The 24,448-nt window shown below is 62.1% G+C and carries 22 protein-coding genes and 1 pseudogene; 3 read left to right on the plus strand and 20 right to left on the minus strand.

The annotated features are described in order from the left end of the window. Positions 1-331 (plus strand): ACT domain-containing protein (locus QZY67_RS07745; protein ID WP_295369548.1); only part of this gene is annotated, 331 nt, incomplete at its 5' end. Between the two features lie 47 nt (positions 332-378). Here the strand turns inward: QZY67_RS07745 and QZY67_RS07750 are convergent. From QZY67_RS07750 to QZY67_RS07780, 7 genes are all read right to left on the minus strand, one after another. Beyond that, positions 379-960: a hypothetical protein gene (locus tag QZY67_RS07750; protein WP_295369549.1), complete on the minus strand. Its 582-nt coding sequence runs from the start codon at positions 958-960 to the stop codon at positions 379-381. Positions 961-964: 4 nt separating this feature from the next. Then, positions 965-2,986 carry a YgiQ family radical SAM protein gene (locus QZY67_RS07755; RefSeq protein ID WP_295369550.1) on the minus strand — a complete coding sequence of 674 codons (2,022 nt, stop codon included), beginning with the start codon at positions 2,984-2,986 and terminating at the stop codon, positions 965-967. A gap of 82 nt (positions 2,987-3,068) precedes the next feature. Continuing rightward, the gene (locus tag QZY67_RS07760) at positions 3,069-4,232 is read right to left on the minus strand and encodes a bifunctional histidine phosphatase family protein/GNAT family N-acetyltransferase (protein WP_295369552.1); all 1,164 of its coding nucleotides are present in this window, start codon (positions 4,230-4,232) and stop codon (positions 3,069-3,071) included. Between the two features lie 33 nt (positions 4,233-4,265). After that, positions 4,266-5,168, minus strand: a complete 903-nt coding sequence (locus tag QZY67_RS07765; RefSeq protein WP_295369577.1) for a dihydroorotate dehydrogenase — start codon at positions 5,166-5,168, stop codon at positions 4,266-4,268. 112 nt (positions 5,169-5,280) lie between these two features. Further along, positions 5,281-6,060, minus strand: a complete 780-nt coding sequence (locus QZY67_RS07770) for a dihydroorotate dehydrogenase electron transfer subunit (protein ID WP_295369554.1) — start codon at positions 6,058-6,060, stop codon at positions 5,281-5,283. Positions 6,061-6,071: 11 nt separating this feature from the next. Continuing rightward, on the minus strand, positions 6,072-6,995 hold the full coding sequence (pyrF, locus tag QZY67_RS07775; RefSeq protein WP_295369556.1) for an orotidine-5'-phosphate decarboxylase: 924 nt from the start codon (positions 6,993-6,995) through the stop codon (positions 6,072-6,074). Between the two features lie 41 nt (positions 6,996-7,036). Beyond that, a complete protein-coding gene (locus QZY67_RS07780; RefSeq protein WP_294534193.1) occupies positions 7,037-8,320 on the minus strand; it encodes a dihydroorotase in 1,284 nt (427 codons plus the stop codon). Between the two features lie 283 nt (positions 8,321-8,603). Here QZY67_RS07780 and QZY67_RS07785 point away from each other — a divergent pair, with 283 nt between their 5' ends. Next, positions 8,604-8,774 carry a hypothetical protein gene (locus tag QZY67_RS07785; RefSeq protein ID WP_294534195.1) on the plus strand — a complete coding sequence of 57 codons (171 nt, stop codon included), beginning with the start codon at positions 8,604-8,606 and terminating at the stop codon, positions 8,772-8,774. A 92-nt stretch (positions 8,775-8,866) separates the two neighbouring features. Here the strand turns inward: QZY67_RS07785 and QZY67_RS07790 are convergent, their stop codons facing one another. The 8 genes and pseudogenes from QZY67_RS07790 to QZY67_RS07825 form a co-directional block, all read right to left on the minus strand. Continuing rightward, positions 8,867-9,529, minus strand: a complete 663-nt coding sequence (locus QZY67_RS07790; RefSeq protein ID WP_295369557.1) for a YitT family protein — start codon at positions 9,527-9,529, stop codon at positions 8,867-8,869. A gap of 23 nt (positions 9,530-9,552) precedes the next feature. Continuing rightward, a complete protein-coding gene (locus tag QZY67_RS07795) occupies positions 9,553-10,227 on the minus strand; it encodes an isochorismatase family cysteine hydrolase (protein WP_294534199.1) in 675 nt (224 codons plus the stop codon). Positions 10,228-10,316: 89 nt separating this feature from the next. Beyond that, complete coding sequence (locus QZY67_RS07800) at positions 10,317-11,534, minus strand: PucR family transcriptional regulator (RefSeq protein WP_295369559.1); 1,218 nt, start codon at positions 11,532-11,534, stop codon at positions 10,317-10,319. 10 nt (positions 11,535-11,544) lie between these two features. Further along, positions 11,545-14,244 (minus strand): molybdopterin cofactor-binding domain-containing protein, encoded by a 2,700-nt coding sequence (locus tag QZY67_RS07805; RefSeq protein WP_295369561.1) that lies wholly within the window; start codon positions 14,242-14,244, stop codon positions 11,545-11,547. A gap of 408 nt (positions 14,245-14,652) precedes the next feature. Beyond that, positions 14,653-14,901, minus strand: coding sequence for a hypothetical protein (locus QZY67_RS07810; RefSeq protein WP_294534205.1), 249 nt, complete (start codon positions 14,899-14,901; stop codon positions 14,653-14,655). Between the two features lie 11 nt (positions 14,902-14,912). Further along, entirely contained in the window at positions 14,913-15,296 is a 384-nt protein-coding gene (locus QZY67_RS07815; protein ID WP_295369563.1) for a hypothetical protein, read from the minus strand. 66 nt (positions 15,297-15,362) lie between these two features. Beyond that, complete coding sequence (locus QZY67_RS07820) at positions 15,363-15,704, minus strand: hypothetical protein (RefSeq protein WP_295369565.1); 342 nt, start codon at positions 15,702-15,704, stop codon at positions 15,363-15,365. A 200-nt stretch (positions 15,705-15,904) separates the two neighbouring features. Beyond that, positions 15,905-16,189: pseudogene (locus tag QZY67_RS07825) on the minus strand (VirB4-like conjugal transfer ATPase); the annotation flags it as partial. Positions 16,190-16,856: 667 nt separating this feature from the next. Here QZY67_RS07825 and QZY67_RS07830 point away from each other — a divergent pair. After that, complete coding sequence (locus QZY67_RS07830; RefSeq protein ID WP_295369567.1) at positions 16,857-17,513, plus strand: HAD-IA family hydrolase; 657 nt, start codon at positions 16,857-16,859, stop codon at positions 17,511-17,513. Between the two features lie 64 nt (positions 17,514-17,577). Here QZY67_RS07830 and QZY67_RS07835 read toward each other — a convergent pair whose 3' ends face one another. The 5 genes from QZY67_RS07835 to QZY67_RS07855 all read right to left on the minus strand — a co-directional run bounded on the left by QZY67_RS07835 (position 17,578) and on the right by QZY67_RS07855 (position 24,266). Next, entirely contained in the window at positions 17,578-18,729 is a 1,152-nt protein-coding gene (locus QZY67_RS07835; RefSeq protein WP_295369569.1) for a DUF362 domain-containing protein, read from the minus strand. Positions 18,730-18,744: 15 nt separating this feature from the next. Next, positions 18,745-20,118 (minus strand): penicillin-binding transpeptidase domain-containing protein, encoded by a 1,374-nt coding sequence (locus QZY67_RS07840; protein ID WP_295369571.1) that lies wholly within the window; start codon positions 20,116-20,118, stop codon positions 18,745-18,747. Then, the gene (locus QZY67_RS07845) at positions 20,115-21,920 is read right to left on the minus strand and encodes an FtsW/RodA/SpoVE family cell cycle protein (RefSeq protein WP_295369573.1); all 1,806 of its coding nucleotides are present in this window, start codon (positions 21,918-21,920) and stop codon (positions 20,115-20,117) included. The genes QZY67_RS07840 and QZY67_RS07845 overlap by 4 nt, the downstream gene beginning before the upstream one ends. 155 nt (positions 21,921-22,075) lie before the next feature. Further along, the gene (locus tag QZY67_RS07850) at positions 22,076-22,888 is read right to left on the minus strand and encodes a cell wall hydrolase (protein ID WP_295369574.1); all 813 of its coding nucleotides are present in this window, start codon (positions 22,886-22,888) and stop codon (positions 22,076-22,078) included. 577 nt (positions 22,889-23,465) lie between these two features. Beyond that, positions 23,466-24,266, minus strand: coding sequence for a cell wall hydrolase (locus QZY67_RS07855; protein ID WP_295369575.1), 801 nt, complete (start codon positions 24,264-24,266; stop codon positions 23,466-23,468). Between the last annotated feature and the right edge of the window lie 182 nt (positions 24,267-24,448).

Genomic DNA, 24,448 nt, shown 5'->3' on the forward strand with positions numbered 1-24,448 from the left:
CAAAAAGGTGGTCTGCGTGCTGTCGGGCGGCAATATTGACGTGTCCTTCATCCACAAGATCGTGGAAAAAGGCCTTGTTACCCGCTGCCGCCATCTCAAGTTCTCGACCATCATGCCGGACGCGCCCGGCGCGCTCGAGCGCTTCGCGCATCTGGTCGCCGAGCAGAATGCAAACATCATCCGGTTCCAGCATGACCGCGTGCAGGCTGACCTGGACATCGGCGAGGCGATTATCCAGGTTGTCTGCGAAGTCGGCGGTGTCGAGCAGGCCAAGCGGCTGCTGGATGAACTGACCCGACAGGGCTATCAGGTATTTACCTCGCAGATCTGATCCGACAAAACGTCCCAAAGCGCCCGCTGCATTGCAGCGGGCGTCTCTCATTTTTCAATATACTGCCGCAGGTACTGTTCCACCGCCTGGGCGGAGGCGTCACAGCGGATGAGGCGGAAGCCGCCGTCCCGGAGGTAGACCGCCACAGTCCCGCCGGTCCGCCAGACGGCCCGCACCTGTTGCCACGGCGTCAGGTCACAGGCCGCGCCGTGGCAGTATGTCAGGCCCTCCGGGTCGAGCCGGACAGTCTGCCGCCCCTCCAGGAGGCTGGCGCAGGTCCCCCGCTCCATCTCCCGGGCCACCCGGGAGCGGACAAAGGGCCGGAATAACGGCAGCCAGACCGTGCCCAGGGCCAGCCCCGCCGCCAGCGGGACAATGAGGGCAGACACCTCCGGCACGTTGACCAGCTCCGGCCACTTCACCATGTGGGGCACCCGGAGGGCGGCCAGCAGCAGGAACAGCACGCCGCACACCGCCATCAGCACCGTGACGGGCCGCCAGTAGAGCAGGCTCCTGGCCCGGTGCAGATTGACCTGCTCCAGAGCCTGAGCCAGGGAGTCCCGGTCCCAGGTGTAGGTCAGGGTCAGCGGCTGGGGCGCGTCCCCGCCGTCTCGCGGTATGTCCGCCATGGTCTTATCCTCTCCCCCGCCTGCCCTGGTTGGGCTTGGCGTTCTTCTTGGCCTTGGGCTTGGCCCAGCCCGCCTTGCGGGCGGGTGTGGGGCTGTTGTGCTCCACCCGCTTGCCCGCCTGCTTCAGCTTCTCCTCCGGGCGCTTCCGGGGTTTGCCGCCCTTCTGCGCCTTATTCTTCTCCCGCTCCGGGCCGTTGGCGCGGTTCTGCCCGCCCTGGGGGCCGTTGGGCCGCACCAGGCAGTGCTTTCCAAAGCCGATGAGGTCCTCCCGGTGGGCCCGGTGGAGGGCCTCCAATACCAAGGGCCGCTTCTCCGGCCGCTTCCACTGCATGAGCGCCCGCTGCATGGCCTTGTCGTGGGGATTGGTGGGTACAAAGACCGGCTGCATGGTGCGGGGGTCGATGCCGGTGTAGTACATGCAGGTGGACAGGGTGCCGGGTGTGGGATAGAAGTCCTGGACCTGCTCGGGCTGCCGGCCCGACTTGTTGAGCCACTCGGCCAGCTTCACCGCGTCCTCCAGAGTGCAGCCCGGGTGGGAGGACATGAGGTAGGGCACCAGATACTGCTCTTTGCCGTACTTCTGGTTGAGCCGCTCATACTTCTGCCGGAACTTCTCATAGACCTCGATGTGGGGCTTGCCCATATAGTCCAGCACCGAGTTGACGCAGTGCTCCGGCGCCACCTTCAGCTGGCCGGAGACATGGTGCTTCACCAGGTCGGCGAAGAACTCCCCGCTCTTGTCCTTCATCATGTAGTCAAAGCGGATACCGGAGCGAATGAAGATCTTCTTCACGCCGGGGATCTCCCGCAGCTTCCGCAGGAGCATGAGGTAGTCGGTGTGGTCCGCGTCCAGGTTGGGACAGGCCTCGGGGGACAGGCAGGCCCGGTTTTTGCACAGGCCCGCCTTCAGCTGCTTCTTGCAGGCGGGGCGGCGGAAGTTGGCCGTGGGCCCGCCCACATCGTGGATATACCCCTTGAAACCGGGGTGATGGGTCAGGGCGGTCACCTCCCGGATGACGCTCTCGTGGCTGCGGGAGGAGATAATGCGCCCCTGGTGGAAGGCCAGGGAGCAGAAATTGCAGGCGCCGAAGCAGCCCCGGTTGTGGGCCACCGAGAACCGGACCTCCTCAATGGCGGGCACACCGCCCATGCTGTCGTACATGGGGTGGGGTTCCCGGACATAGGGCAGCTCGGCCACCAGATCCAGCTCCTCGGTGGTGAGGGGCATGGCGGGCGGGTTCACCACCAGCAGGTCCCGGCCGTGGCGCTGGAGGATGGCCCTGCCCACGATGGGGTCGTGCTCCCTGTACTCAGTCATGTTGGCCTCGGCATAGGCCCGCTTGTCCCCCGCCACCGCCTCAAAGGACGCCACCTCCACCATGGGGTAGGCGCAGGCGGAGGGATTGTCCGCCAGGAAGGCGGTGCCCCGCACGTCGGTAATCTCCCCGATGGGCGTACCGGAGACCAGACGGGCGGCAATCTCCTTGGTGGCGGTCTCTCCCATGCCGTAGACCAGCAGGTCGGCCTGGCTGTCCAGCAGGACGGAACGGCGGACCTTGTCGTCCCAGTAGTCGTAGTGGGCAAAGCGGCGGAGCGACGCCTCCAGGCCGCCGATGACCACCGGGATGTCCCCAAAGGCCTCCCGCACCTTGTTGGCGTACACCACCACCGCGTGGTCCGGCCGCAGACCCGCCTTGTTCCCCGGGGAGTAGGCGTCGTCCTGGCGGCGGCGCTTGGCCACCGTGTAGTGGGCCACCATGGAGTCGATGTTGCCGCTGGAAATGAGGACAGCCAGTCGTGGACGGCCAAGTGCTGTAAAGCTTTCTACCTTGCGCCAGTCCGGCTGGGCCAGAATGGCCACGCGGTATCCCTCGTGCTCCAGCAGGCGGGAGATGATGGCCGGGCCGAAGGAGGGGTGGTCCACATAGGCGTCCCCGGTGATCACCAGAAAGTCATAGGAATCCCAGCCCCGCTCCGCCATATCCTGTTTGGAAACCGGCAGAAACTGCCGTGCGTCAATGCTCATGGTTTTCTCCCGTAAAGCAAAATACTATTACATATTTAGATGCAGAGGCCATACAGATTATTCCGTATGGCCCCGCCGCGCTTTAAAGCTCCTGCGGCTCATATCCGATGTACTTTTCCATCAGGTCCAGCGGAACCCGGGTGCCCTGGGCCTGGCCGATTTTCCGAAAGCCATAGCGCTTATAAAACCGCTGGGCCACATGGTTGTCGGGCGCGCAGCGCAGCCGCAGTCTGTCCCGGCCCATGGGTCGGTACACCGACACCGCCTCTCCCAGCAGTTGGACCCCCAGCCCCTGCCTGCGGCGGTTTGGCAGCATGTAGAAGAAGGGGATATACCCCACCCCCTGCTCCCTGTCCCGCTCCGTGGCCAGCTGGATGATGCCGGCCATCTCGTCCCCCATATAGGCGGCGGTCACCGCCCGGCTGTCCCGCCGGCACTGCTCCAGCGCCTCCCGGACAAAGCCGTCCCCGTCGAAGTGGGTCAGGGAACCGTGGATATCCACCCACGCCTCCTTACGGGCCTGGTAGTAGATCTCGCTGTCGCGCTCCATGTCCAGAGGCGCGAACCACAGGTTGGGCTCGGCGGCGTTGCCGTCCCGGTGGCGCCACCAGGTCTGGTGGGCCAGGGTGGAGATCTCCTCGGGCAGATGGCTGTTGTCGTTCTCAAACACTATCCTTGCCCTTCCGTCCTCCACCTCCACGCAGGTGACGGCGGTGTTGTCCGCATGGCCCAGGGTGCGGATCTCCCGGGGATCCATGCCCCGGATGATGCCCTGGAGCTGGCGGATGACCGTGCCGTGGGAGAACACCGCCACCGTCTGGCCGGGGTGGGCCCGGGCGATGTCCATCACCGCGCCGTACACCCGCTCTCCCGCCTGGGCGAAGCTCTCCCCGCCCGGCGCCTGGAAGTCGGGGGACGCCGTATTGAACTGTTTCATCCGCACCCCGTCCCGGCGGAGAATGCCGCCCCAGGGCATGTCCTCCCAGTCCCCCAGGTTGATCTCCCGCAGGGCCGGAAGGGTGTGCAGCTCCAGGCCGTGGGTCTCATAGACGGCCCGGGCTGTGGTCATGGTGCGGAACAGATCGCTGGAGTACGCCGCGTCAATATGAATCTGCGCAAAGCGGCCGGCCAGAGCGGCGATCTGCCGGTAGCCCCGCTGGGTGATGAGGCTATTGTACCAACCGTGGGCCCGGCGGTACAGGTTGCCCTCCGCCTCCGCGTGGCGGACAATATAAATTCGGGTCATGGGACCACTCCTGCTCTCTCTGGATTGGACGCCTTACCAGGGCCGCACGGCGCCGGTCAGCTGGGAGACCTGGCTCAGGCCCTGCTCCGCGGCGATTTGGGCCAGCTCATCCACGGTTTTGACCGGCGCGTAGGGGTCGGCAAAGCAGGCCGCTCCCACGGACACCGCCGTGGCGCCCACCAGCATCATCTCCGCCGCGTCCCGACCGTTGGATACGCCGCCCATGCCCAGCACGGGCACCTTTACGGCATTGGCCACCTCCCACACCATGCGCACCGCCACCGGAAACACCGCCGGGCCGGACAGGCCGCCGGTGTTCATCCTCAGGATGGGCCGCCGGGTCTTCAGGTCGATCCGCATGCCCCGGATGGTGTTGATAAGGGAGATAGCGTCGGCGCCCGCCCCCTCCACCGCACGGGCAATCTCGGTGATGTCGGTCACGTTGGGAGACAGCTTCACCATCACGGGGACAGTGGAATGCCGCTTGGCCTCCTCCGTCACCTCGGCGGCCAGCTCGGGCCGGGTGCCGTAGGCCAGACCGCCCGCCTTCACGTTGGGGCAGGAGATGTTGACCTCAATCATGTCCACGCCGGCGGCGGACAGCTTCTCGCACATGACGCCGTACTCCTCGGGGGTATTGCCCGAGATGTTGGCGATGATGCGGATGTCGATATCCTTGAGCCGGGGCAGCTCATGGGCGATGAAGGCGTCCACGCCCGGGTTCTGAAGGCCCACGGAGTTGAGCATGCCCATGGGGGTCTCGGCGATGCGGGGGGCGGGATTGCCCTCCCGGCGGGCGGGGGTCAGGCCCTTGACGCAGATGCCGCCCAGACGGCTGATGTCATAGAGCTGGCCGTACTCCCGGCCGAAGCCGAAGGTGCCCGAGGCCACCACAATGGGGTTCTTCATGGTCATGCCCGCCAGGGTCACCGACATGTCCAGCCCGTCAATGGGCTGGGCAGGGGTCCAGGGGGCGTCCGTCTCCGGCTGCTTTTCCGGACGTTGGCCGGCGAACTGCTCCGCCTGGGGCAGCCAGGTGCGGTTATACTCAGGCATTCCAGTCCACCTCCTCTGCGGGGAAAATGGGGCCGTCCTTGCAGACGTGCTTCATGGTGCCGTCGGCCATGGGGGTGGCGCAGCCCAGGCAGGCACCCACACCGCAGGCCATCCGCTCCTCCATGGACACCTGGCATGGCACACCCAGTTCCCTGGCTACGTTCCAGACGGAGCGCAGCATGGGCTTTGGGCCGCAGGCCAGAACGGCTGTAAAGTCTCTATCCTTCTCAAGCACCTGGCGGACCAGGGCGTCCACAAATCCGTGGCGGCCCATGGTGCCGTCGTCGGTGGCCACCAGCACCTGGGCGCACTCCTGCTTGAAACAGTCCAGCAGGATGGCCCGCTGGGCGGTGCGAAAGCCCAGGATAGCGGTGGAACGGCCCATGGTATACTGGGCGCAGCCCCGCATGGGGGGCACACCGATGCCGCCGCCCACCAGCAGATAGCGTCCCTCCGGCTCCATGGCAAAGCCGTTGCCCAGGAAGCCCAGCACATCCAGGTACTCCCCGCACGCCCGCCGGGCCAGCCAGTCGGTGCCGGCGCCCCGCCGCTCAAAGACAATGGCGACGGTGTCCTCCGGCTCGCCCTCCATGCAGGCGCAGACCGAGATGGGCCGGCGGAGGAAGCTGCCCTCGCCGCACTTGATGTGCACGAACTGGCCGGGGGCCTTCCAGGTGTCCCGCACCATGGAGCCCGCCTCCAGCACCATATAGACCGTGTCCGGGTTGAGCCAGACCTTCTGGACGATTTTACACTTTGTCTCGACCTTCATGGGCGTTCACCTCAGCCCATCTTCACGTAGGCGCCGATGGCGTCCCGCATGGTCTCGGCAGCGGCGCGGGCGGCATCCTGGAAGTCGCGGCCGTCTCCGCCGGTCTTCTGCCAGGCGCACATAATGGACCGGGAGGCGTTGACAATGGCGCCGCAGCCCTTCTTGTCAAAGGCGTACTGCACGTCCTCGGCGGTGCCGCCCTGGGCGCCGTAGCCGGGCACCAGGAAGAAGGTGTGGGGCATCCGGGCCCGCAGGTCCTTCAGCTCCTCCGGCCAGGTAGCGCCGGTGACCGCGCCCACGGGGGTATAGCCGTACTTCCCCTCCAGGCCCTCTCCCAGCGTCTCCACCATGTCGCCCATGCGCTGGTAGATCAGGCTGTCGCCGGCGGCCACGTTCTGCAGCTCGCCGGAGCCGGGATTGGAGGTCTTGACCAGCACGAACATGCTCTTGTCGTTGGCCTTGCAGGCGTCCAGGAAGGGCTTGAGGGTGTCGGAGCCCATGTAGCCGTTAAGGGTGACGCAGTCGGCGTCAAAGACTTTATAGGTCTCCTCCTCCACCTTGGTGCCCGCCAGCCAGCCGTCGGCATAGGCCTGGGCGGTGGATCCGATGTCGCCCCGCTTGATGTCTGCGATGACAAAGAGGCCCTTCTCATGGGCGTAGTCGATGGTGCGCTCCATGACCTCCATGCCCCGCCAGCCCAGCCGCTCATAGTAGGCCGCCTGGGGCTTCACAGCGGGCACCACGTCGCACAGAGCGTCAATCAGGCCCCGGTTGAACTGCCACACCGCCTCGGCGGCGCCGGCCAGGCCGGTGCCATAGTCCCGGTAGGCCGCCTCCAGAATATGGGCGGGAATCTGCTCGGGCTTGGGGTCCAGACCGGCCACAGTGGGGTTGTGCTTCTCCAGAATCTTCTCCTGCAAAACGTCGAAAGACATAGTGTTTCCTCCTGCTCTCTCTTAATCTATGGTTCCGGCCCTCAGGGCTGGTCCTGATATACAATTTTGCCGCCGACCACGGTGTACTTCACCCTGCCCTTCAGCTCCATGCCGGCAAAGGGGGTGTTGCGGCCCTTGGAGTGGAATTTCTCCGGGTCCACCGTCCACTTCTCATCCGGGTTGAAGATCACCAGGTCGCCGTCCCCGCCGATGGCCAGGCGGCCCTTGTGGGGGATGCGCAGAATACAGGCCGGGTTCATGGTCATCTTCCGCAGAATGTCGGACAGGCCCATCTCCCCGGTGTGGTACAGCGCCGTGAGGGTGACGCCCAGGGCGGTCTCCAGGCCCACCATGCCGCTGGGGGCCTCGGTGAGGGGCCTGCCCTTCTCCTCGGCGGAGTGGGGCGCGTGGTCCGTGGCGATGGCGTCGATGGTGCCGTCCTTCAGGCCCTCGATGATGCCCTCCACGTCCGACTTGGTGCGCAGGGGCGGGTTGACCCTGGCCATAGTGCCCTTGGTCAGGATTTCGTCCTCGGTGAGGGTAAAATACTGGGGGCAGGTCTCGCAGGTAATCTGCACGCCCTTGCGCTTGTAGCGCCGGACGATGGCCACCGACTTGGCCGTGGAGATATGGCAGATGTGGACGGCCGCGCCGGTCTCCTCGGCCAGCATGGCGTCCCGCATGACCTGAAGCTCCTCGGCGATGGCGGGCCGCCCGTCCAGCCGAAGCTGGCGGGAGATGCGCCCCTCATTCACCGCCCGGTTGCCCACCATGTCCGCGTCCTCACAGTGGGAGAGGACGGTCAGATTGTGCCGGTGGGCCAGAATCAGGGCGTCCCGCAGCAGGTTGGCGTTCTGAACAGGCACGCCGTCGTCTGACAGCGCCACAGCCCCCGCCTCCCGCAGGGCGGCCGCGTCGGTGAGCTCCTGGCCCTTCTGCCCTTTGGACACCGCGCCGATGGGATACACCCGCACCAGCCCGGCCTCCTCCGCCTTCTGGCGGATAAAGGCCACCTGCTCCGGGCTGTCGGTGACAGGGCGGGTGTTGGCCATGGGTGCAATGCCCGTGAAGCCTCCGGCCGCCGCCGCCCGGCAGCCCGTCTCAATGGTCTCCTTGTACTCAAAGCCGGGCTCCCGCAGATGGACGTGCATGTCGATGAGACCGGCGCACACCACCATCCCCCGGGCGTCAATCACCTGAGCGTCCGGCTCCCGGATATCACTGCCGATGACGGCGATTTTCCCGTCCTCGATCAATATGTCCATCACTCCGCCGATACCCCCTACGGGGTCAACCAGCTTTCCCTGGCGGATCAGCAGCTTCAAAATACCACTCCTTTCCGCGTACAGCGGTGAAGTTCCCGCCTGTGCGCACCAAAAAAGGGGACCAGGTTTTCCCCGCCCCTCTGCCGTATGAACCTATGCGCTTCCGGTCATCCCGATAACCGGGGCAAACATATTTTCCCATGTTTCGCGTCCCAGCCGGCTCCATTCCCTGTGCGGCTGGCCGGTCAGACATATTATAGCATTGAATCACATTATTTAGCAACGCATTTTTCCGCTTTTCGGGGAACAATAAGCACGGACCGGAAAAGGAGGCGTAAAAAACATGACAAAGCATCAGTTTATTGCAGGAATGGGTATGGGCCTGGCGGCGGGCGCCGCACTGGGCATGGCCATGTCCGGCACCAAAAAGCGGGAGATCAAGCGGGCCGCCGACAAGGCCATCAAGGCCGTGGGCGAGGTTGTGGAGAATCTCTCTGACAACATTGGCATGTGACCAAAGGCCGGGAAGTCCGGACACAGCGGCGCCCCGGAGGGAACGGCGTTCCCTCCGGGGCGTGGCGTACATATTGCCTCTCGTGTGCAGGCTCAGCCTGCGACCTTATCTGCCTCGCTGTGGTCTCCGTCCGCCCACTTGTCAACCACAGGGGCCAGCCTGGTGATGGTGGGACCCATGATGGGGCCAACGGCGAACATGCCCAGAATGGTGCCAACAAAGATGGTGCTGCCCAGAAGGAAGCCCATCAGCGCCATGAGCACATCGCAGCCAATCCGCTCGTATTTGAGGGGGATCTTGGTCCACTTGGCAATGGTCTGGTTGAAGCCGTCAATGGGGCCGGCACCCAGCTGGGCGGACTGATAGAGGCCCAGGCCGAAGGCAAAGGTCACTACAGCCAGAAGGAGCAGGACCACCTTGACCGGCAGCGCCGGGTCCTCGCCCAGCAGTCCGGTAAGCATGGCAATGAACATGTCGGAAAAGGTGCCCACCAGCAGGGTATAGATAATGGTGCCGAAGTGAATCATCTTGCGGTTAAAGATCAGCAGGAATACAAAGAGCACAATGTTTACAATATTCAGCGTCATACCGTAGCTGGTGCCCAGCTTGCCGCCCAGGCCCATAATGAAGGCGTCCACGGGAGCCAGGCCCAGGGAAGAGCACTTGACAAAGGACGCGCACCCGAAGGCGGCCACAATAGTGCCCAGCAGAATGACAAGGCAGCGCAGAATCAGGCTTTTGGGCGTATGTTTCATATAGTTCTCCTTCCCCTATCCGGTCACAGGGCCTGCTTCCAGTGCTCCAGCAGGTCGGCGGAGTCCACCACAAGGCCCAGGTGGAGGGAGATCATCTGAAGCGCAGGAATCTCCAGGTGCTCGGAGCCGCGGGTCAGATCCTGAGGCACCACCACCCGGAAGTCCCGGTTGGCGGCATCAAAGGCGGTATTGATGACGCAGCAGTCGGTCATGCAGCCGGTGAGCACCACGCGGCGGATACCCAGATTGCGCAGCAGCAGCTCCATATCGGTGGGATAGAAGGCGGACAGGCGCTTCTTGGTGGTGACCATGTAGTCCTCATCGTGGACGTCAATGGACATCTTGTTCCAGCGGGTACCCTCAATAGCGTGCTCGGCGATGTTGGGGATCTCGCCCACGGTGACGGGGAACACCATGCGCCAGGCAGAGGGGTAGAGCTTCTCGTCCACGCCGCCCTTGCGCAGGGTGGAGCGCACATGGATGATAGGCATGCCCAGCTTGCGGCACTCGGCCATAAAGTTGTTCAGTGGCTCCACGATCTCGCGGCCGCGGGGAGAGGGGCAGGGGCACTCAGGGTCCTCGGAGAGATGGCCGTCGTGCATGTCAATGGTGATGATGGCAGTATCCTTGGGATCAAGGAACACCTCCTGGAGCTGCTGGGGAACCTCTTTCTGCACGTTGTTGAAGTAAGCTTTCATCTGGATATCCTCCTTAAAAATTTAATGTCTTTATTGATGTGCCTTGCCTATAACCCTTGAACAACACTTTCCGTGCCTGTATCTCCCACCTATCCACCGCCCTCCAGACTGCCTTTTCCCTGTTCCCGGCTGTACCGGTAGAGCTTCAGGCAGTTGTAGTAATGGTTTCGCACCTCCGCCTCCTCCAGAGACACTCCCAGCAAACCGCGGATCTTGTCAATCTGATAGGCCAGCGTGTTGCGGTGGAGATACATGATCTCTGCGGTCTTTTTGCAGCTGCAGTTGGTCTGGAGATAAATCTCCAGGGTTCGCAGCAGGTTTTTCCTGTATTTTGCGTCATACTCCAGCAGAGGCGCCAGCTGTTCAGCTGCATATTCATGGATGCGCCGCTGGTCGGGCAGTTCCGCCAGCAGCTGAAAGATCCCCAGGTCGGAGAAAAACGTGACGTTTTCCTCTCCGCACAGGCTGAGGGCCTTGGATGCCTCCTGGCAGCTTCGGGCAAACAGCTCCGGCGTACGGTAAAGGTTCCCCACTCCAAAGCGCACCCGAAGGCCATGGTAGGCCTCTGCCGCCCGGCGCTGAATTTCATGCAAAGTCTCCCGGAGCTGACGCTCCTGCCCGGGCCGGAGCCCAATGAGAAAAATCATATTCCAGTCCCGGTTGATATAGTATGTCTGAGAAAACGCGCCTTTCAGCGCCTGGATTATCATGCTGTTGACCTGCCGCCGGATCGGCAGCTCTGCCAGACACATGGGTGTGTCCACCCCGGCGTTCTCCCAGCTGCATGCGGTGTCCACTACAATGTGGGGTCCCTGCAGCCGGTACTTTTCCACCAGGTTGGTCATCAGGTCCCCCGGAATTAGCTCCCGCTTGAACAGCAGCATCTCCAATAGCTCGTTCATCAGGTTCTCTCCGTACTGATCTTGAAGAATCAAGGTGGAAACCTCGCCGATCAGCGTGGCCAGCTGAAGATCCCAGGGCGCTGAAAATAGCGGAAAGGCGCGGGCGTCGGCGTAGGCGATGGTCTCCAGCGGGATGTTAGGAATCAGATCCCGGTGGAGCAGGATGATAAGGCATGCTGCATCTCCGGCCACCGCCTGTTCAATCATATTGTTCAGAAAGGCCGCGGAGTGATCCAGCCCCACGCCGCTCATCAGGATCACATCTCCGCCCACCAGCCACTCCCGGATGCTGGCCGTCTGGGCGATGTTAGGCCAGGAGATGCGGCGGTGCAGGCCGCCCTTCCCCGCCTCCAGTGTAATGCGCCGGAAGCACTCCAGGCCCAGCAGATTTTTTACGCTGAGCATGGCAGCCCTCCTATCCGCGCTTCATGGCCTCCAGCACCCGCTCGGGCGTGGCAGGCAGCCGACGTATTCTGACGCCTACGGCGTTGTGGATGGCGTTGAGCACCGCCGGGGTCATGGGTACGGTGGCCACCTCGGAGATGCCCTTGGCGCCAAAGGGCCCCAGAGGCTCCGGGTCCTCCACCAGGGCGATCTCATAGGAGGGGGTCTCCCCCGCCCTGGGCAGCCCCAGCTTGCCATAGTACAGGTTGACAGGCACGCCGTTCTCCGACGGGAAGGCCTCCTGAAGGGCGTAGCCGATGCCCATGGAGCAGCTGCCCTCAATCTGGCCCTCGATGATATGGGGGTTGATGGCCCGGCCCACGTCGTGGGCGGCCACTACCTTGAGCACCTTTACCTTGCCGTTGGACTTGTCCACCTCCACAATGGCGGCCTGGGTGGTGTAGGCGTAGGCGGGGTAGTTGCGGTACTCATCTCCCTGGGTACGGCGCGCCTCCTCATCCTCCAGCTTGTAGGTGGGCGGCGCCACAAAGTAGTATTCCGCCTGCCGCCGCTCGCCGGCCTTCCAGGGGTTGGCCTCACATTCGGCCTTCAGCCGGGCGGCTGCCTCCACCACAGCATGGCCGGAGTTGAGGGTCTGCCGTTCACTGACCGCCTGTCCATGCCGGAGGGTACGGGAGGTGTCGCCCGAGATAACATCAATATCTTCCATTTTCCATCCAGTGGCCTCGGCGCAGATCTGGAGCATGGCGGTGCGGAAGCCCTGACCCATGTCGATTCCGGACACCCGCATCTCCAGCCGGCCGTCCTCCTTGATGGTGAGGATGCATCCGCCGTCGTCGGGCACACCCTTGCCAACGCCCACGTTCTTGTAGCCGCTGGCCACGCCCACGCCCAGGACCTTATCTCCCTGGGGATATAGGGGCGCGTACTCCGCCAGGGCCTCCCGAGTCAGCTTTTCGCACAGGTTGATGGTGTCCACCAGACCCACGCTGTGCTTGAGCAGCTCGCCGCCCACAGTGCGGGAGCCGATGCGCAGGGCGTTGCGCCGGCGGATCTCAAAGGGGTCCAGCCCCAGTTTTTCCGCCGCCTCGTCCATCAGAGTCTCGATGCAGATGGCGCCCTGGTTGATGCCGAAGCCCCGGAAGGCTCCGCCCAGCACATTGTTGGTGCGCACTGCCTTGCCCTTCACCGAGATGTTGGGAATGTGGTAGGGGCCGCCGGCAAAGATACAGCTCTGCATCAGCACGCCGCCGCTCAGGTTGTTGTAGGGACCGGCGTCGGAGCAGAGGGACGCGTCCAGATAGGAAAATGTTCCGTCGGCGTTGAAGCCCACCTTGTAGCTGGTGTGGTAGGCGTGACGCTTGGTGGACAGCAGCAGGGATTCCCGCCGGTCCAGGGTAATCATCACCGGTCCGTTCATCACGTGGGCCGCTACGGCCGCCGCCGCCTCGATATGGGCGTCGCACTTGCTGCCGAAGCCACCGCCCAGATGGGTGCCCACCACCTTGATGGCGCTCTCGTCCATGGCCATGATGTGGCTCAGCATCCGGCGGATCTCAAAGGGCGACTGGGTGGTGGCGTACACCGCCAGCATCCCGTCCTCAATGCAGCCCAGGGCGCACTCCGGCTCCAGACAGCCGTGTTCAATCCGCTCCAGCTCGTAGTCGCCGGACACCGTCACCGCGGCCTTGTCTCTGGCCGCCTCCACGTCGCCGGTCTGGCGGCCGTTCTCCAGCATGACAGACCCCTTGACAATGCCGTCCTCAATGGTGTAGATGCCGGCGGCGGCCTGCCAGCTGACCTTTACCGCCCGGGCCGCCGCTCTGGCCTGCGCCTCGCTCTCTGCCACCACCAGGGCCAGCATGTCTCCCAGGAAGTTGAATTCCCTGTCGCAGAACACGGGCTGCTCCCGGTCAAAGGTGCCCAGCCGGTTCTCCCCGGGCACGTCGTCTGCGGTGATAATCCGCAGTACACCGGGCATGGACTCCGCCTCAGACAGGCCCATGCCGGTGACGGTCCCCTTGGGCGCGGGCGCCCAGACAAAGGCGCCGTAGGCCATGTCCTTGCGTGCCAGATCGCCGCAGTAGGCCAGCGTGCCGTCGGCCTTGGCGGGGCCGTCCATATCCCAGATGGACTTGCCCAGCACCCTGTGCTCCTGAGGCTCCTGCTCCTCATGCTCCCCCAGAGAGATGGTGCTGTGCTCCAGGAAGCGGATCTCATCCTGGCTTGGTTCCTCGCCCCGGAGGCGGGCCGCCGCCAGCCAAACCGCCTCGATAATCTTCACGTAGCCGGTGCAGCGGCAGTAGTTGTGCTCCAGGGCCTTGACAATCTCATGCTCGGTCGGACTGGGATTCTTATCCAGCAAAGCCTTGGCCGCCAGCACCATGCCCGGCGTACAGAAGCCGCACTGGATGGCACCCACGTCCAGGAACGCCTTCTGAATGGGATGAAGACCGCCGTCCTCCCCTTTCAGCCCCTCAATCGTCAGGATTTCCGCTCCGGCTACCCGGGACATTTTGGTAATGCAGGAGCGGATGGCGCGCCCGTTCATCAGCACCGTACAAGCGCCGCAATGGCCGGTGCCGCAGCCGTTCTTTGCCCCTTTCAGGCACGCCGTCCCTCTCAGATACTGAAGAAGGGTCATGTCCGGATCGCAGGTGCAGGAGACCCGGTTCCCGTTCAGTACAAACTCAATCGCCGCTTCTTTCATGTCAACACTCCATCCATATAGGTCGGAACAATGCGCCCGGCAGGGGGGTGTCTGTTCCGCTTCTAACCTTATTTTCTACCATCAACGGCGTGATTGTGCTTTTTTTCACATATTGATTATATCAGGTTATCCCGCGCTGCGCTCTGGATGCTTCACACAATCTTTCACAGAATTTTTCGTGTATCAAGGCCGAATATATTTTCCGTTTCCCGCTATCCTGCGGAGGACTTCCGCAAAAAAGATTCGTTCCGCCCCAAAGGAGCAGAATACTGCCTTGTCTCTCCGCCGTATTTGGAATCGGGCGGAGTGACTCTGCGCAGAACCCAAAACAAAAGACAACTGCGAAAACAAACAACCGCACCAATTGATTTTGAACTGCACCCCATTTGTTAGACAGTGATATACTAACTAACAAATGGGGTGCAGTTCACATTGTGTTCTAATCTTTTTAATTTCTATAGCATCAATATCACATCCATTAAACACTAATTGCCCCCCATCAGTTCTATAATACTTACCATCTGCTCTGTTTTTAACAAAAAATCCATATTGGGAAAAGGTTGCAGAGATATTTTTTCCTTTAACTTGTATCTCTGTAACGGAAGAATCTGTTAACAACGTACTAGGATATTGATTCTTATGAATTTCTTTCCACACTATTTTTACTCCTATTCACTGGGTAGGCTCCAGCCGTTTTTTATATCGATATCCGATGTCAAATGGGCACTCAGTTTTAACCGTACAGCGTTCAATTGCTCTATGGTCGAAATGCGGTAAGGGCGGGCTTCTGAACCATCTCCGCCGTCAAATTCGGGTTTTCTCTTTAGAAAAGAAATCGTAAATTGCAGAGTCTCTGACTCTTGGTCGCTCACGCGGATTTCAAGTTGATAGTTCCCATTTTGCGAAATCTCGAAACTGCTGCCTTTTGAAAACTCGGACTGGGCCATATTTTCTGATTGCAGCCGATATCCCAGGACGGAATCCGAGGGCTGAATACTAATGGTGACGCTTCGCTTCCCCGGTGTGGTGTGGTCGGGAACCAAAAAATGCATAAATGTCCTCCTTTTAGACTACTGGTAAGGTGAGCCCAATTGAGGCCCGCCTTACCAATGCTGCTTTTATTCAAACATCGATGTTACTGGTTCCATAATGTTTCCGAAAGTATTGCTCCACTTAGTGATTTCAGATGCTGCTGCACCAGCTGAGCTAAAAATTACTTTGACAATTTCACCGCCTTTTACAGCTAACGATTTAGCGACGGTTGCAATTTTTCCACTTGTGGCGAGGGTATATCCGCCTGCAAAAGCCGCTGCTGAAATGACAATTACGCCAGCGCCTGTAGTCATACCCAACAGCGCAACCTGATCAGAAGTTAACTGAGAAATTTTCTTTCCAGTAATGGCATAGAGGTATTTTTCACAATCGATGCTCTCCAGGTTATCCGCCAGTGAAAATCCCATGTGCGTTCTCTGACTCGCCGAGCAGAGCACATGGGTAAGGCGACGACGAAAACCCGTGCTCTGCACGTTTCTCCAGATGCCACGGGGTTATATGCTTAGTAGTTTGGACCAGGGGGCGGGTCTTGTCCAGCAGCCACTGCTTATGGTTTACGCCCCCTTTCCCGGCTCCCGTTTCTTGTCCCCGGGGCATGTGGTCATGCGGTGCTCCCAAAGAACAGAAGGTCCACGCCGGAATTGGTATGGGTCATATAGGAAAGCTGATGGGGGCGCTCCCCCTGTACCTGGGAGAGCAGAACAGGGAAGTCCGAGTTCTTGAAGATGTTTTCAGTCTCCGGGCTGGCAAGAAAGTCCTTCACCTTCTGCGTTAAAGCACTGGGTACGCAGCCTTTCTTAAGGAGCATTTTCCAGATGGATACACAGCAGCTTGCGGTCGGCGGGTCACGAAGGAGCACATGGAACTCGTCAAAGCAGCACCATGTGGCAATTTCCCGCAGAAAGTTCAAGGGCACCTGCGAATTTACAAAGTTCTGCATAATGTCCTTCATGAGCAAAAGTATACCACAGGGCATGGCATACCGGCAATCCCTGATGAAGTGCACAGAGAAATACGGCTCCAGCCGAATCAGCCGGAAGTATAGCAAAAGTCGGTCCTATATCTGCTTCTGTAAGAAACGCTGGGACGGTACACCGGAGTCATTGGCCTGCCAGTCCCGGCGGCCTCACAGCCCCCCGAAGCAACACACAGAGCCAGATCTGAAGCTGAGCCGGGACATGTGCAGAAGAAATCCCCGGTTGAGTATGGTGGGGCTGCGGCAGCGCGGCTACACCCGCCGTCCCAACAGCTTTCCCACGTTCCCCCTTCTCTGGCTTTCTCCTAATGAATTCACCACCCAATATGTTTGACAAACCTACAAAATTTCAGGAATACCAAGAAATCTTTTCTCGGTGCCGCTGCAACACCGCCGCAATTGATTTTTCTTCCGGCCTGGCTTATAATAAGAATTACAGCAGAGGGTCTTTTGACCTTCCCAGCGTCTGTCCGCCGTTCCGCCCTCCGGGCGGCTGGCGGAAACTGCCGCGCCCCCTGCGCATGGGGGCCGCATCCACTTCATATTATCTGCGCCGCGCGGTGCGGCGGAACGGAGGACTTACATGAGATATCACACAGCGGTCTTCGATCTGGACGGTACCCTGCTGGATACCCTCCAGGACCTGGCCGACAGCACCAATTACGCCCTCTCGGTCAATGGCCTGCCCGGCCGGACGCTGGACGAGGTCCGCCGCTTTGTGGGCAACGGAGTGGGCCGCCTGATGGCCCGCGCTGTGCCGGAAGGCACACCGGAGGCACTGGCCGCCAAATGCCTCAGCGACTTCCGGGCCCATTACTTCCTCAACATGGAAAACAAGACCGCCCCCTACCCCGGCATCGTGGAGATGCTGGACCGTCTGGGGCGGGCAGGCTTTCACTTGGCCGTTGTGTCCAACAAGTTCGACAGCGCCGTCAAGGGGCTGTGCCAGGCCTATTTCGGTGATCTGATCCCGGTTGCCATCGGCGAATCCCAGGGGGTGGAGCGCAAGCCCGCGCCCGATACCGTGTTCAAGGCCCTCAAGGATCTGGGAGTCCCCGCTGAAGGGGCCGTGTACATTGGCGACTCCGACGTGGATATCGCCACCGCCCGCAACGCCGGCCTGCCCTGCATCTCAGTGAGCTGGGGCTTCCGGGACAAGGCCTTCCTCCTCGCTCACGGCGCCACGGAGATTGTCTCCAGCCCCGACGGGCTCTACGCCGCCCTCACCGCAGTGTCCTGAGCCAAGGAATACAAAACGCGCGGAACCGGCAAATAGCTGCGGTTCCGCGCGTTTTTTCTTGTTATCACTCCAGCAGTCGGGATAGAACGCCGGCATGCAGCTCCACGGCCTTGTGAGGACACAGCTCGTGGCAGCAGTAGCACCGGATGCACTTGCCGGTGTCAATCCGCGCCCGGCGGTTTTTGACGGCGATGGCCTTCACCGGGCAGGAGGCGGCGCAGATGCCGCAGCCCACGCAGGCCTCCCGCACCCGGGGCGTGGCGGACAGGGCCCGCCGGGCCAGGTCCACAAAGGGATTGAGCACCGCCGGCAGCCCCACCATGTTCCCTTTGGGTGCAGGGGGCAGTTTATATCCGGGTATCGGCAGCTCGGCCTTGTCCAGGCCGATAAGCTCCACCTGCTCCAGGTCAACCGGCCCCAGGCCCCGCTGCTCCGCTGCCAGCAGCAGCGGGTTATTTGCCTTGCTGAGGCCCATGATGGCCCCGGCCACTGTATCCAGGGCCAGGGGATTCTCCGACGCCAGCAGCAGCCCTACGGGCCTGGGGGTACCGGAGGCGCCGGGCCCCTCCCCCTCCATGGCCACCACCGCATCCATTACCGACAGCCGGGGCGCTGCCAGTGCGCACAGGTCCAGCAGCATGTGGGCGAACTGCTCCTTGCTCTGGAACCGGGTGTGGCACCCCGCCTTGGCCAGGCCGGGGATCAGGCCGAAGGTGTTCTTCACCGCCCCGGTCATCATCATAAACATGTGGGTCTTGAGCTTGCACAGGTTGAGGATACCGTCTGCCTGAAAGGTGGCGGACAGCACCTCAAAGGAGCGCACCAGCTCCCCCTGGGGGAAGGAGCGCTGCTCCCGGCCCATGTCGTAGTTGAGCTCCGCCCCCGACTGCCGGGCGGCCTCCGCCATACCGGTGACGCTGTAGAGCTTCTCCAGGGCGGCGGGGCTGTTCTGCCAGTGACCGCCGCCGGGACTGTCCAGAATCACTGCTTTTGCCCCTGCTCCTGCCACACGGGACGCCACCGCCGCCACCACCGACGGGTGGGTGGTCACCGCCCGGTCAGGGGAAATGGCTTCCAGCAGGTTAGCCTTCAGAGCCAGGGTCTCCCCCGGCTTGGCAAAGCGGCCCATGCCGCCCATCCTGTCCAGAAGAAGCCCCAGCTTTTCCTCCGCCTGGGCGTAATCGGTACAGCGCACGGCGTACACTCTGTTATCCATGGATGTCATCTCCGCTCAGTATCCGTTTACCACAGCGTCCAGCACCTGGGCGGCCACGGAGCCCGCCGCATCCGCGCCGCTGCCGCCGTTCTCCACCACCACCACAAAGGCGTAGGGCGTATCCTCGCCCCGCAGGAAGCCGGCAAACCAGGCGTTGGGGGCCTTGCCGCCCCCCACCTCCGCCGTGCCCGACTTGGCGCAGATGTCCATGTTGGGGAAACGGGAGGCGCCGTAGGTCTCGGTGACGTTGCGAGCCATCATGTCGGCCAGAATCTCCGCCGTGCCCGCCTCAATGAGGCGGCCGGTGTTGTGCTTGAAATAGGGCGACAGGTTCCAGCCCAGGCTGTTCTCCGTGCGGAGCACCAGCTGGGGCACCGCCGCCCTGCCGCCGTTGGCGATGGCCCCCATGTAGACCATCAGGGCGCATGGATTCACCGCGTCGCTGTACTGGCCCACGCCGGCCCAGCCCTGGTCGTTGACGGCGGCGTCCGACAGGTCAAAGCGGCCCTTGGCGGTGGAAATGCCGCTGACCTGATAGCTGGAGGTCAGCCCCGCCTTCTCAGCGTAGGCGGTCATCATCTCCGGCCCCAGCTCCACGGCCAGCTGGGCGAACACCCCGTTGCAGGAGGAGGCCAGGGCGCCGTAGATGTCCATCTCCCCGTGGGCGTAGGGGCAGGTGACGGTCCCCTCCCCCACCTGGGTGGAACCGGTGCAGGTCCAGGTGCGCTCAAAGAGATCGGGGATGTTCTCGATGGCGGCGGCCAGGGTGACCGTCTTGAACACCGAGCCGGGCACAAAGGTGCCCGAGAGGAAGCGATTGATGTACACGCCGTCGTACTGCTCGTCCCCCTCCTCAATTACCGGCGGGTTGGCCGGGTCAAAGGTGGGGGTGGAGACCATGCAGAGGATCTCGCCGGTCTCGTAGTTGTACACCCCCACCGCCCCCTTCCGGCCATTCAGGGCGTTGTAGGCGATGTAGTTGTACCGGGCGTCCAGGGTCAGGTACAGGTCGTTGCCCGTGCCCTGGAGGCTGTACGCGCCGGTTATCAGGTTGTAGCCGGACAGCTGGTCGGCAAAGGCCACCAAAGCCCCGGTGCCGATTTTTCCCTCTGCGTCCCCTACGGCGTGGAGGGTGGCCTTGCGGACGGTCTCGCCGTCGTAATAGCGCCGGCTGCCGTCCTCGTCGGCCCAGGAGAGCACGTCCCCGTCCCGGTCCAGCACCCGGCCCACCGAGAGCTGCCCGGCGCTGTTGTAGAGATGGCGGTTGGCGGCCAGGGAGACCCACTTGCCGCCGTAGATCACATAGCGCAGGACATAGAAGCACAGGCCCAGCACCAGGGCGGCGGCCAGAATCAGGCACACACCCGCCCGTTTTTCAATCCGTTTCACGCCTCCTCATCTCCTTCCTCCCAGTCGGGTTCTTCCTCCGGTCTGACAGGGGCCGCCAGCCGCTTTCCCTGCTTTTTGGAGGGCAGACGGATGGCAAAGCTGGCGTTCTGGCGGGTGTCGGTGGCCTTGAGGAAGGCCAGCAGACCCCAGGAGCCCATCATGGCCGAGCCGCCCACCGACACAAAGGGGAAGGTGACGCCGGTGAGGGGCAGGATGTCCACCGCGCCGAACACGTTCAGGCAGGTCTGGACCACCATCAGCCCGGCGGCGCCGCAGGCGGCGATGGTGTAGAAGCTGGAGCGTCCCGCCCGGCAGGACCGGACGGCGAACACAGCCAGGGTGACAATGGCCGCCACCGCCAGAGCGGCGATGATAAGGCCCCACTCCTCGCAGAGCATGCCGAAGACCAGGTCGGTCTCGGCGGCGCTGACCCGCTGGAGCCAGCCCTCCCCCGCGCCCACGCCCACCAGGCCGCCGGAGGCGGCGGCGGACATGGTGCGGGTCTGCTGGAAGCCGCCGGAGGAGGCGTACTCCCAGGCGTGGCCCCAGGTGGCGAAGCGGCGGAGAATGTAGGGCTTCAGAGTGACCACCACGGCGGCGGCCCCAACGCCCGCAGCGGTGATGAGACCCAGGGTGGCCCAGTCACCGGAGCGGAGATAGGCGATGACCAGGAAGGCGGCGAAGAAGATGGCCGCGGTGCCGAAGTCGCTCATCAGGGCCAGGCAGCCCATGCAGGCCCCGGTGAGGACGATGAACAGCCCCAGGTTCCGCTTGCGGAAGAGCCGTTCCAGGGTGGCGGCTCCGGCGAAGATATAGCAGATTTTCGCTATCTCAGAGGGCTGGAAGGACATGCCGCCCACCACGATCCAGTTTTTCGCGCCGTTGAGGCCGGTGCCCAGCACCAGGGTGGCCCCCAGCAGGCAGATGGCGGCGGCGGCCATGAGCCAGCGGATTTTCTTCACCCGCTCCAGGTCCCGCATAAAGACCCCCAGCACCACAAAGAGGGCCAGGCCCAGAAGAATGGCGGCGAACTGCTTGAACAGTCCGTCCGGGTTCTTGGAGGCGGTGACCGCCAGGGAGAGGGTACACAGGAAAAAGGCGATGGTCTCCATCTCAAAGCCCACCCGGCCCGTGGCCCGCATAAACATGAAATAGGCCCACATGACGGCCGTCAGGCACAGGTAGGTGGTGGGGATGGCCACAGAGGCCCCCTCCCCTTCGGCCACAATGAGCTGCACGGCGGTGAGCACCTGGAAGACGGTGAGCAGCACCAGCCCCAGCCAGGGGGACACCGGCCTCTGAGCCTTCCTGGCCTTCCGCCGGGCCTCCAGCTCCTCCTCGGACACGGCCAGGAGGACGGTCTCCACACCCCCCAGGGACAGCACGTCGCCGTAGGCCACGGGGGCCTGGCCCTCCACCTCCCTGCCGTTGACGGCCACGCCCCCCTTGGAGTCCAGGTCGTACACCGTCCAGCTGCCGTCCTCCGCCCGGATGAGGGCGGCGTGCTGCCGGGACACGGTGGGGTAGCCCAGCACCACGTCGGAGGCTGGAGATCGGCCCAGGATGTTCTCCCAGTGGGTCAGGGGCTCGCTAGCCCCGTTGGGCAGGGTGAGATAGGCCCACACCTCGGGCACATGGGGCACCGTCAGCAGGGACCGGATGGTACGAATGAGAATCAGCAGGGCCAGCACGGGAAACACAAAGCGCACAATGGCGGTATACCAGGCCCCCAACTCCGGATTGGCGGCCAGCAGGGCGGTCAGCTGATCCAGTAAGACCTGGGGAAAATTTGCGGCGTTCACAGGCGGAACCTCCTCCTTTCAGGGACAGCGGTTCATGGAAGATGGGGCGGCTGCCCGCCCCGTTCTGAACATTATAGCATAAATCCCTCAGAACACAAATCGATGTACGGTCAAAAAAAGTGCCCGGAAGCGGCTGCTTCCGGGCTTTTGGGGCATTATGCAAAGAATGCGTGGGCGCCGATGGTGGCCACATAGGGCCGGTTGCGGGAGGCCCAGCTGTTGGGCGCGGTGTAGGGGTTGACAAAGTAGAGGCTGGCCCCGGCAGTGTTTGCACCGTCCAGGCAGAGCTTGGCGGCAATCACGCTCTCGGCGCTGGGCTCCAGGTAGATGGAGCCGTTGGACACCGGGGTAAACTGGTTGCGCTGGAACACCACCTCGTACACCGTATCGGGGAAGAGGGGGCTGTTGACCCGGTTGAGCACCACATTGCCCACTGCAATCTTGCCCGCCAGGGGCTGGTTTCCACTCTCAGCGTGAATAATGTGGGACAGCCAGTAGAGGCTGTCGGCATTGTAGTACTGATCGCCGGACTGGATGGGGCCGGAGCCCGACTGGATGGCCACTGAGCCAGAGGCCTTCTCCCAGGTCACCGAGGCGCCCAGCGCCCGGGCCAGGGTGCGGATGGGAACCATAATGTTACCGTCCTGCAGGAGGGGGCCGCCCTCAAAGTAGAGGTAGCGGCCGTTTGCCACCAGATAGGGGGCGCCAATCTGAATGGTCAGCTCCAGGCCCTGAGCCCGGACCACGGCCCGGTCATTCTCCCAGGTGGCCGCGGCGTCGGGATACATCGCCTTGACGACGGGCCAGTAACAGACATAGGTGGTACGGTTGACCACCATAGGGGCCACTTCCATCTGAAGGGCTGTGCCGTCCAGCGTAAAGCTGGGCGTCTCCGTGGCTGCAGCCTGGCTGGCAAGGGTGAACACCAGAGCCAGACACATGGCTGCGGAAAGTAATCGCGTCTTCATGATACCATGTACTCCTGTTTTCTGTTTTGTTCTTTTTTGTAACCGTATTGTAACCGCATCTCTCGCAAATTGCAAGAGAAAGTTTTGTCACAAGCTTGTTTCGACCACTTTTCATACAATTTGACGGTTACAAACGGTAACGACATTATGTCCGTTTGTTTGGTATTTCATCCATTTATTTTCATTTTATTTCAAAAAAAGGATATTTCATTCTCCAGGCGGACGTTCCTCCCACTCGTCTGCGGTCCTAGCGGCGCACCAAAATGCCGCCTGAGCCCTTCTCTCCCAAGGCTTTTTGCGGCATTTAATTTTTCCCTTCTCTACCCCCTCCTCCGCCCCAGCCTACCTTGTCCCTATCTTATTTTTCCCCTTTCAAATATTCCATATATATACATATTTTTATATAAAATTACTTTTTATCCTGTTTAATACTGGAAAATGTCAGGAGTATATAACTTCCTGAAATTTCAAATTGAAAATTGAAAAAATTTTTCTTCCTTTTACGCAAAAGCAAGCGACCCACCGGAAATTCCGGCGGGCCGCTTGGCACATAAGGCGTCTTTTGTCCTGCTTTTCTTCAGCGGTAGAACCAGTGCGCGCCGATGCGCAGCACAAAAGTCCGGTTCTCCATGATCCAGTGGTTGCTGGTGAGGGCAGGCGCCAGGAAATACAGGCTGTCACCCGCCGCGTCGGCGCCGTCCAGCACCAGGCGTGCGGCCAGAACGCTCTCCTCCGTGGGCGTCTGGTGGATGGTGCCGTTGCTGACCGGCTCAAACTGCCCGCCCCAGCGGTCGTCAAAGATAACGCCGTAGATGGTGGTGGGGAACTCGCTGTGGGCCACCCGGTTGAGCACCACGTTGCCCACCGCGATTTTGCCCAGAAGAGGCTCTCCCCTGCTCTCGGCAGAGATAATGCGGGAGAGCCAGTAGAGCTCATCTTCCTTATAATATACGGAGGCGCTCTCAATGGCTCCGGCGCCCGAGGTGAGGGACACCGTGCGGCTCCCTCCGTCCCAGTCCACCTGGGCATCCATGGCCTTGGCCAGCACCCGCACCGGCACCAGCACCCGGCCGTATGCCGCCTGCACGCCGTCGGCTATGTACAGCGCCCGTCCGTTGGCCTCCAGATAAATGGCTCCGGGGGCGGCGGTCAGCTCCAGGTCGCTGCCCGCCCGCACCACAGCCTGACCCTCCCAGGTCACCACGGCGTCCTCACGCAGGGCCTCTGTCACCGCCCGAAGGGGCACGTAGGTGGTGCTGTTGATGACGACTGGATCAATGTCGCTCTCCAGCGGTACGCCGTCCACCAACACGCTTACCGCCCCCGCCGGCGCGGCGGCCAGCCAAAGACACAGGAGTAAGGTTACAATTTTTCGCATTCTGTTCACTTCCTTTTATTCAATGATACCAGAATTGTAACCTGACCTCCCCTTCTGGCACAAGGAGTAAGTTATGGAAGGGCCAGCCTTCAAAAATGCCGTTACTTTCGCGCCGCACAGCGGCGCAAAAGTCCTCGCTCCGCTCCCCGGAAGCCTTGCACAGCAAGGCTTCCGGGGCATTC

The sequence above is a fragment of the uncultured Pseudoflavonifractor sp. genome, assembly GCA_904419835.1.
GTDB lineage: Bacteria > Bacillota > Clostridia > Oscillospirales > Oscillospiraceae > Pseudoflavonifractor.

Coding starts and splice junctions, on each gene's coding strand:
- QZY67_RS07835 (WP_295369569.1), bottom strand. CDS start 18,729: ATGGATAACAGAGTGTACGCCGTGCGCTGTACCGATTACGCCCAGGCG.
- QZY67_RS07750 (WP_295369549.1), bottom strand. CDS start 960: ATGGCGGACATACCGCGAGACGGCGGGGACGCGCCCCAGCCGCTGACC.
- QZY67_RS07755 (WP_295369550.1), bottom strand. CDS start 2,986: ATGAGCATTGACGCACGGCAGTTTCTGCCGGTTTCCAAACAGGATATG.
- QZY67_RS07790 (WP_295369557.1), bottom strand. CDS start 9,529: ATGAAACATACGCCCAAAAGCCTGATTCTGCGCTGCCTTGTCATTCTG.
- QZY67_RS07765 (WP_295369577.1), bottom strand. CDS start 5,168: ATGTCGGTGACCCTGGCGGGCATGACCATGAAGAACCCCATTGTGGTG.
- pyrF (WP_295369556.1), bottom strand. CDS start 6,995: ATGTCTTTCGACGTTTTGCAGGAGAAGATTCTGGAGAAGCACAACCCC.
- QZY67_RS07820 (WP_295369565.1), bottom strand. CDS start 15,704: ATGGGATTTTCACTGGCGGATAACCTGGAGAGCATCGATTGTGAAAAA.
- QZY67_RS07855 (WP_295369575.1), bottom strand. CDS start 24,266: ATGCGAAAAATTGTAACCTTACTCCTGTGTCTTTGGCTGGCCGCCGCG.
- QZY67_RS07830 (WP_295369567.1), top strand. CDS start 16,857: ATGAGATATCACACAGCGGTCTTCGATCTGGACGGTACCCTGCTGGAT.
- QZY67_RS07815 (WP_295369563.1), bottom strand. CDS start 15,296: ATGCATTTTTTGGTTCCCGACCACACCACACCGGGGAAGCGAAGCGTC.
- QZY67_RS07770 (WP_295369554.1), bottom strand. CDS start 6,060: ATGAAGGTCGAGACAAAGTGTAAAATCGTCCAGAAGGTCTGGCTCAAC.
- QZY67_RS07850 (WP_295369574.1), bottom strand. CDS start 22,888: ATGAAGACGCGATTACTTTCCGCAGCCATGTGTCTGGCTCTGGTGTTC.
- QZY67_RS07785 (WP_294534195.1), top strand. CDS start 8,604: ATGACAAAGCATCAGTTTATTGCAGGAATGGGTATGGGCCTGGCGGCG.
- QZY67_RS07760 (WP_295369552.1), bottom strand. CDS start 4,232: ATGACCCGAATTTATATTGTCCGCCACGCGGAGGCGGAGGGCAACCTG.
- QZY67_RS07800 (WP_295369559.1), bottom strand. CDS start 11,534: ATGCTCAGCGTAAAAAATCTGCTGGGCCTGGAGTGCTTCCGGCGCATT.
- QZY67_RS07805 (WP_295369561.1), bottom strand. CDS start 14,244: ATGAAAGAAGCGGCGATTGAGTTTGTACTGAACGGGAACCGGGTCTCC.
- QZY67_RS07795 (WP_294534199.1), bottom strand. CDS start 10,227: ATGAAAGCTTACTTCAACAACGTGCAGAAAGAGGTTCCCCAGCAGCTC.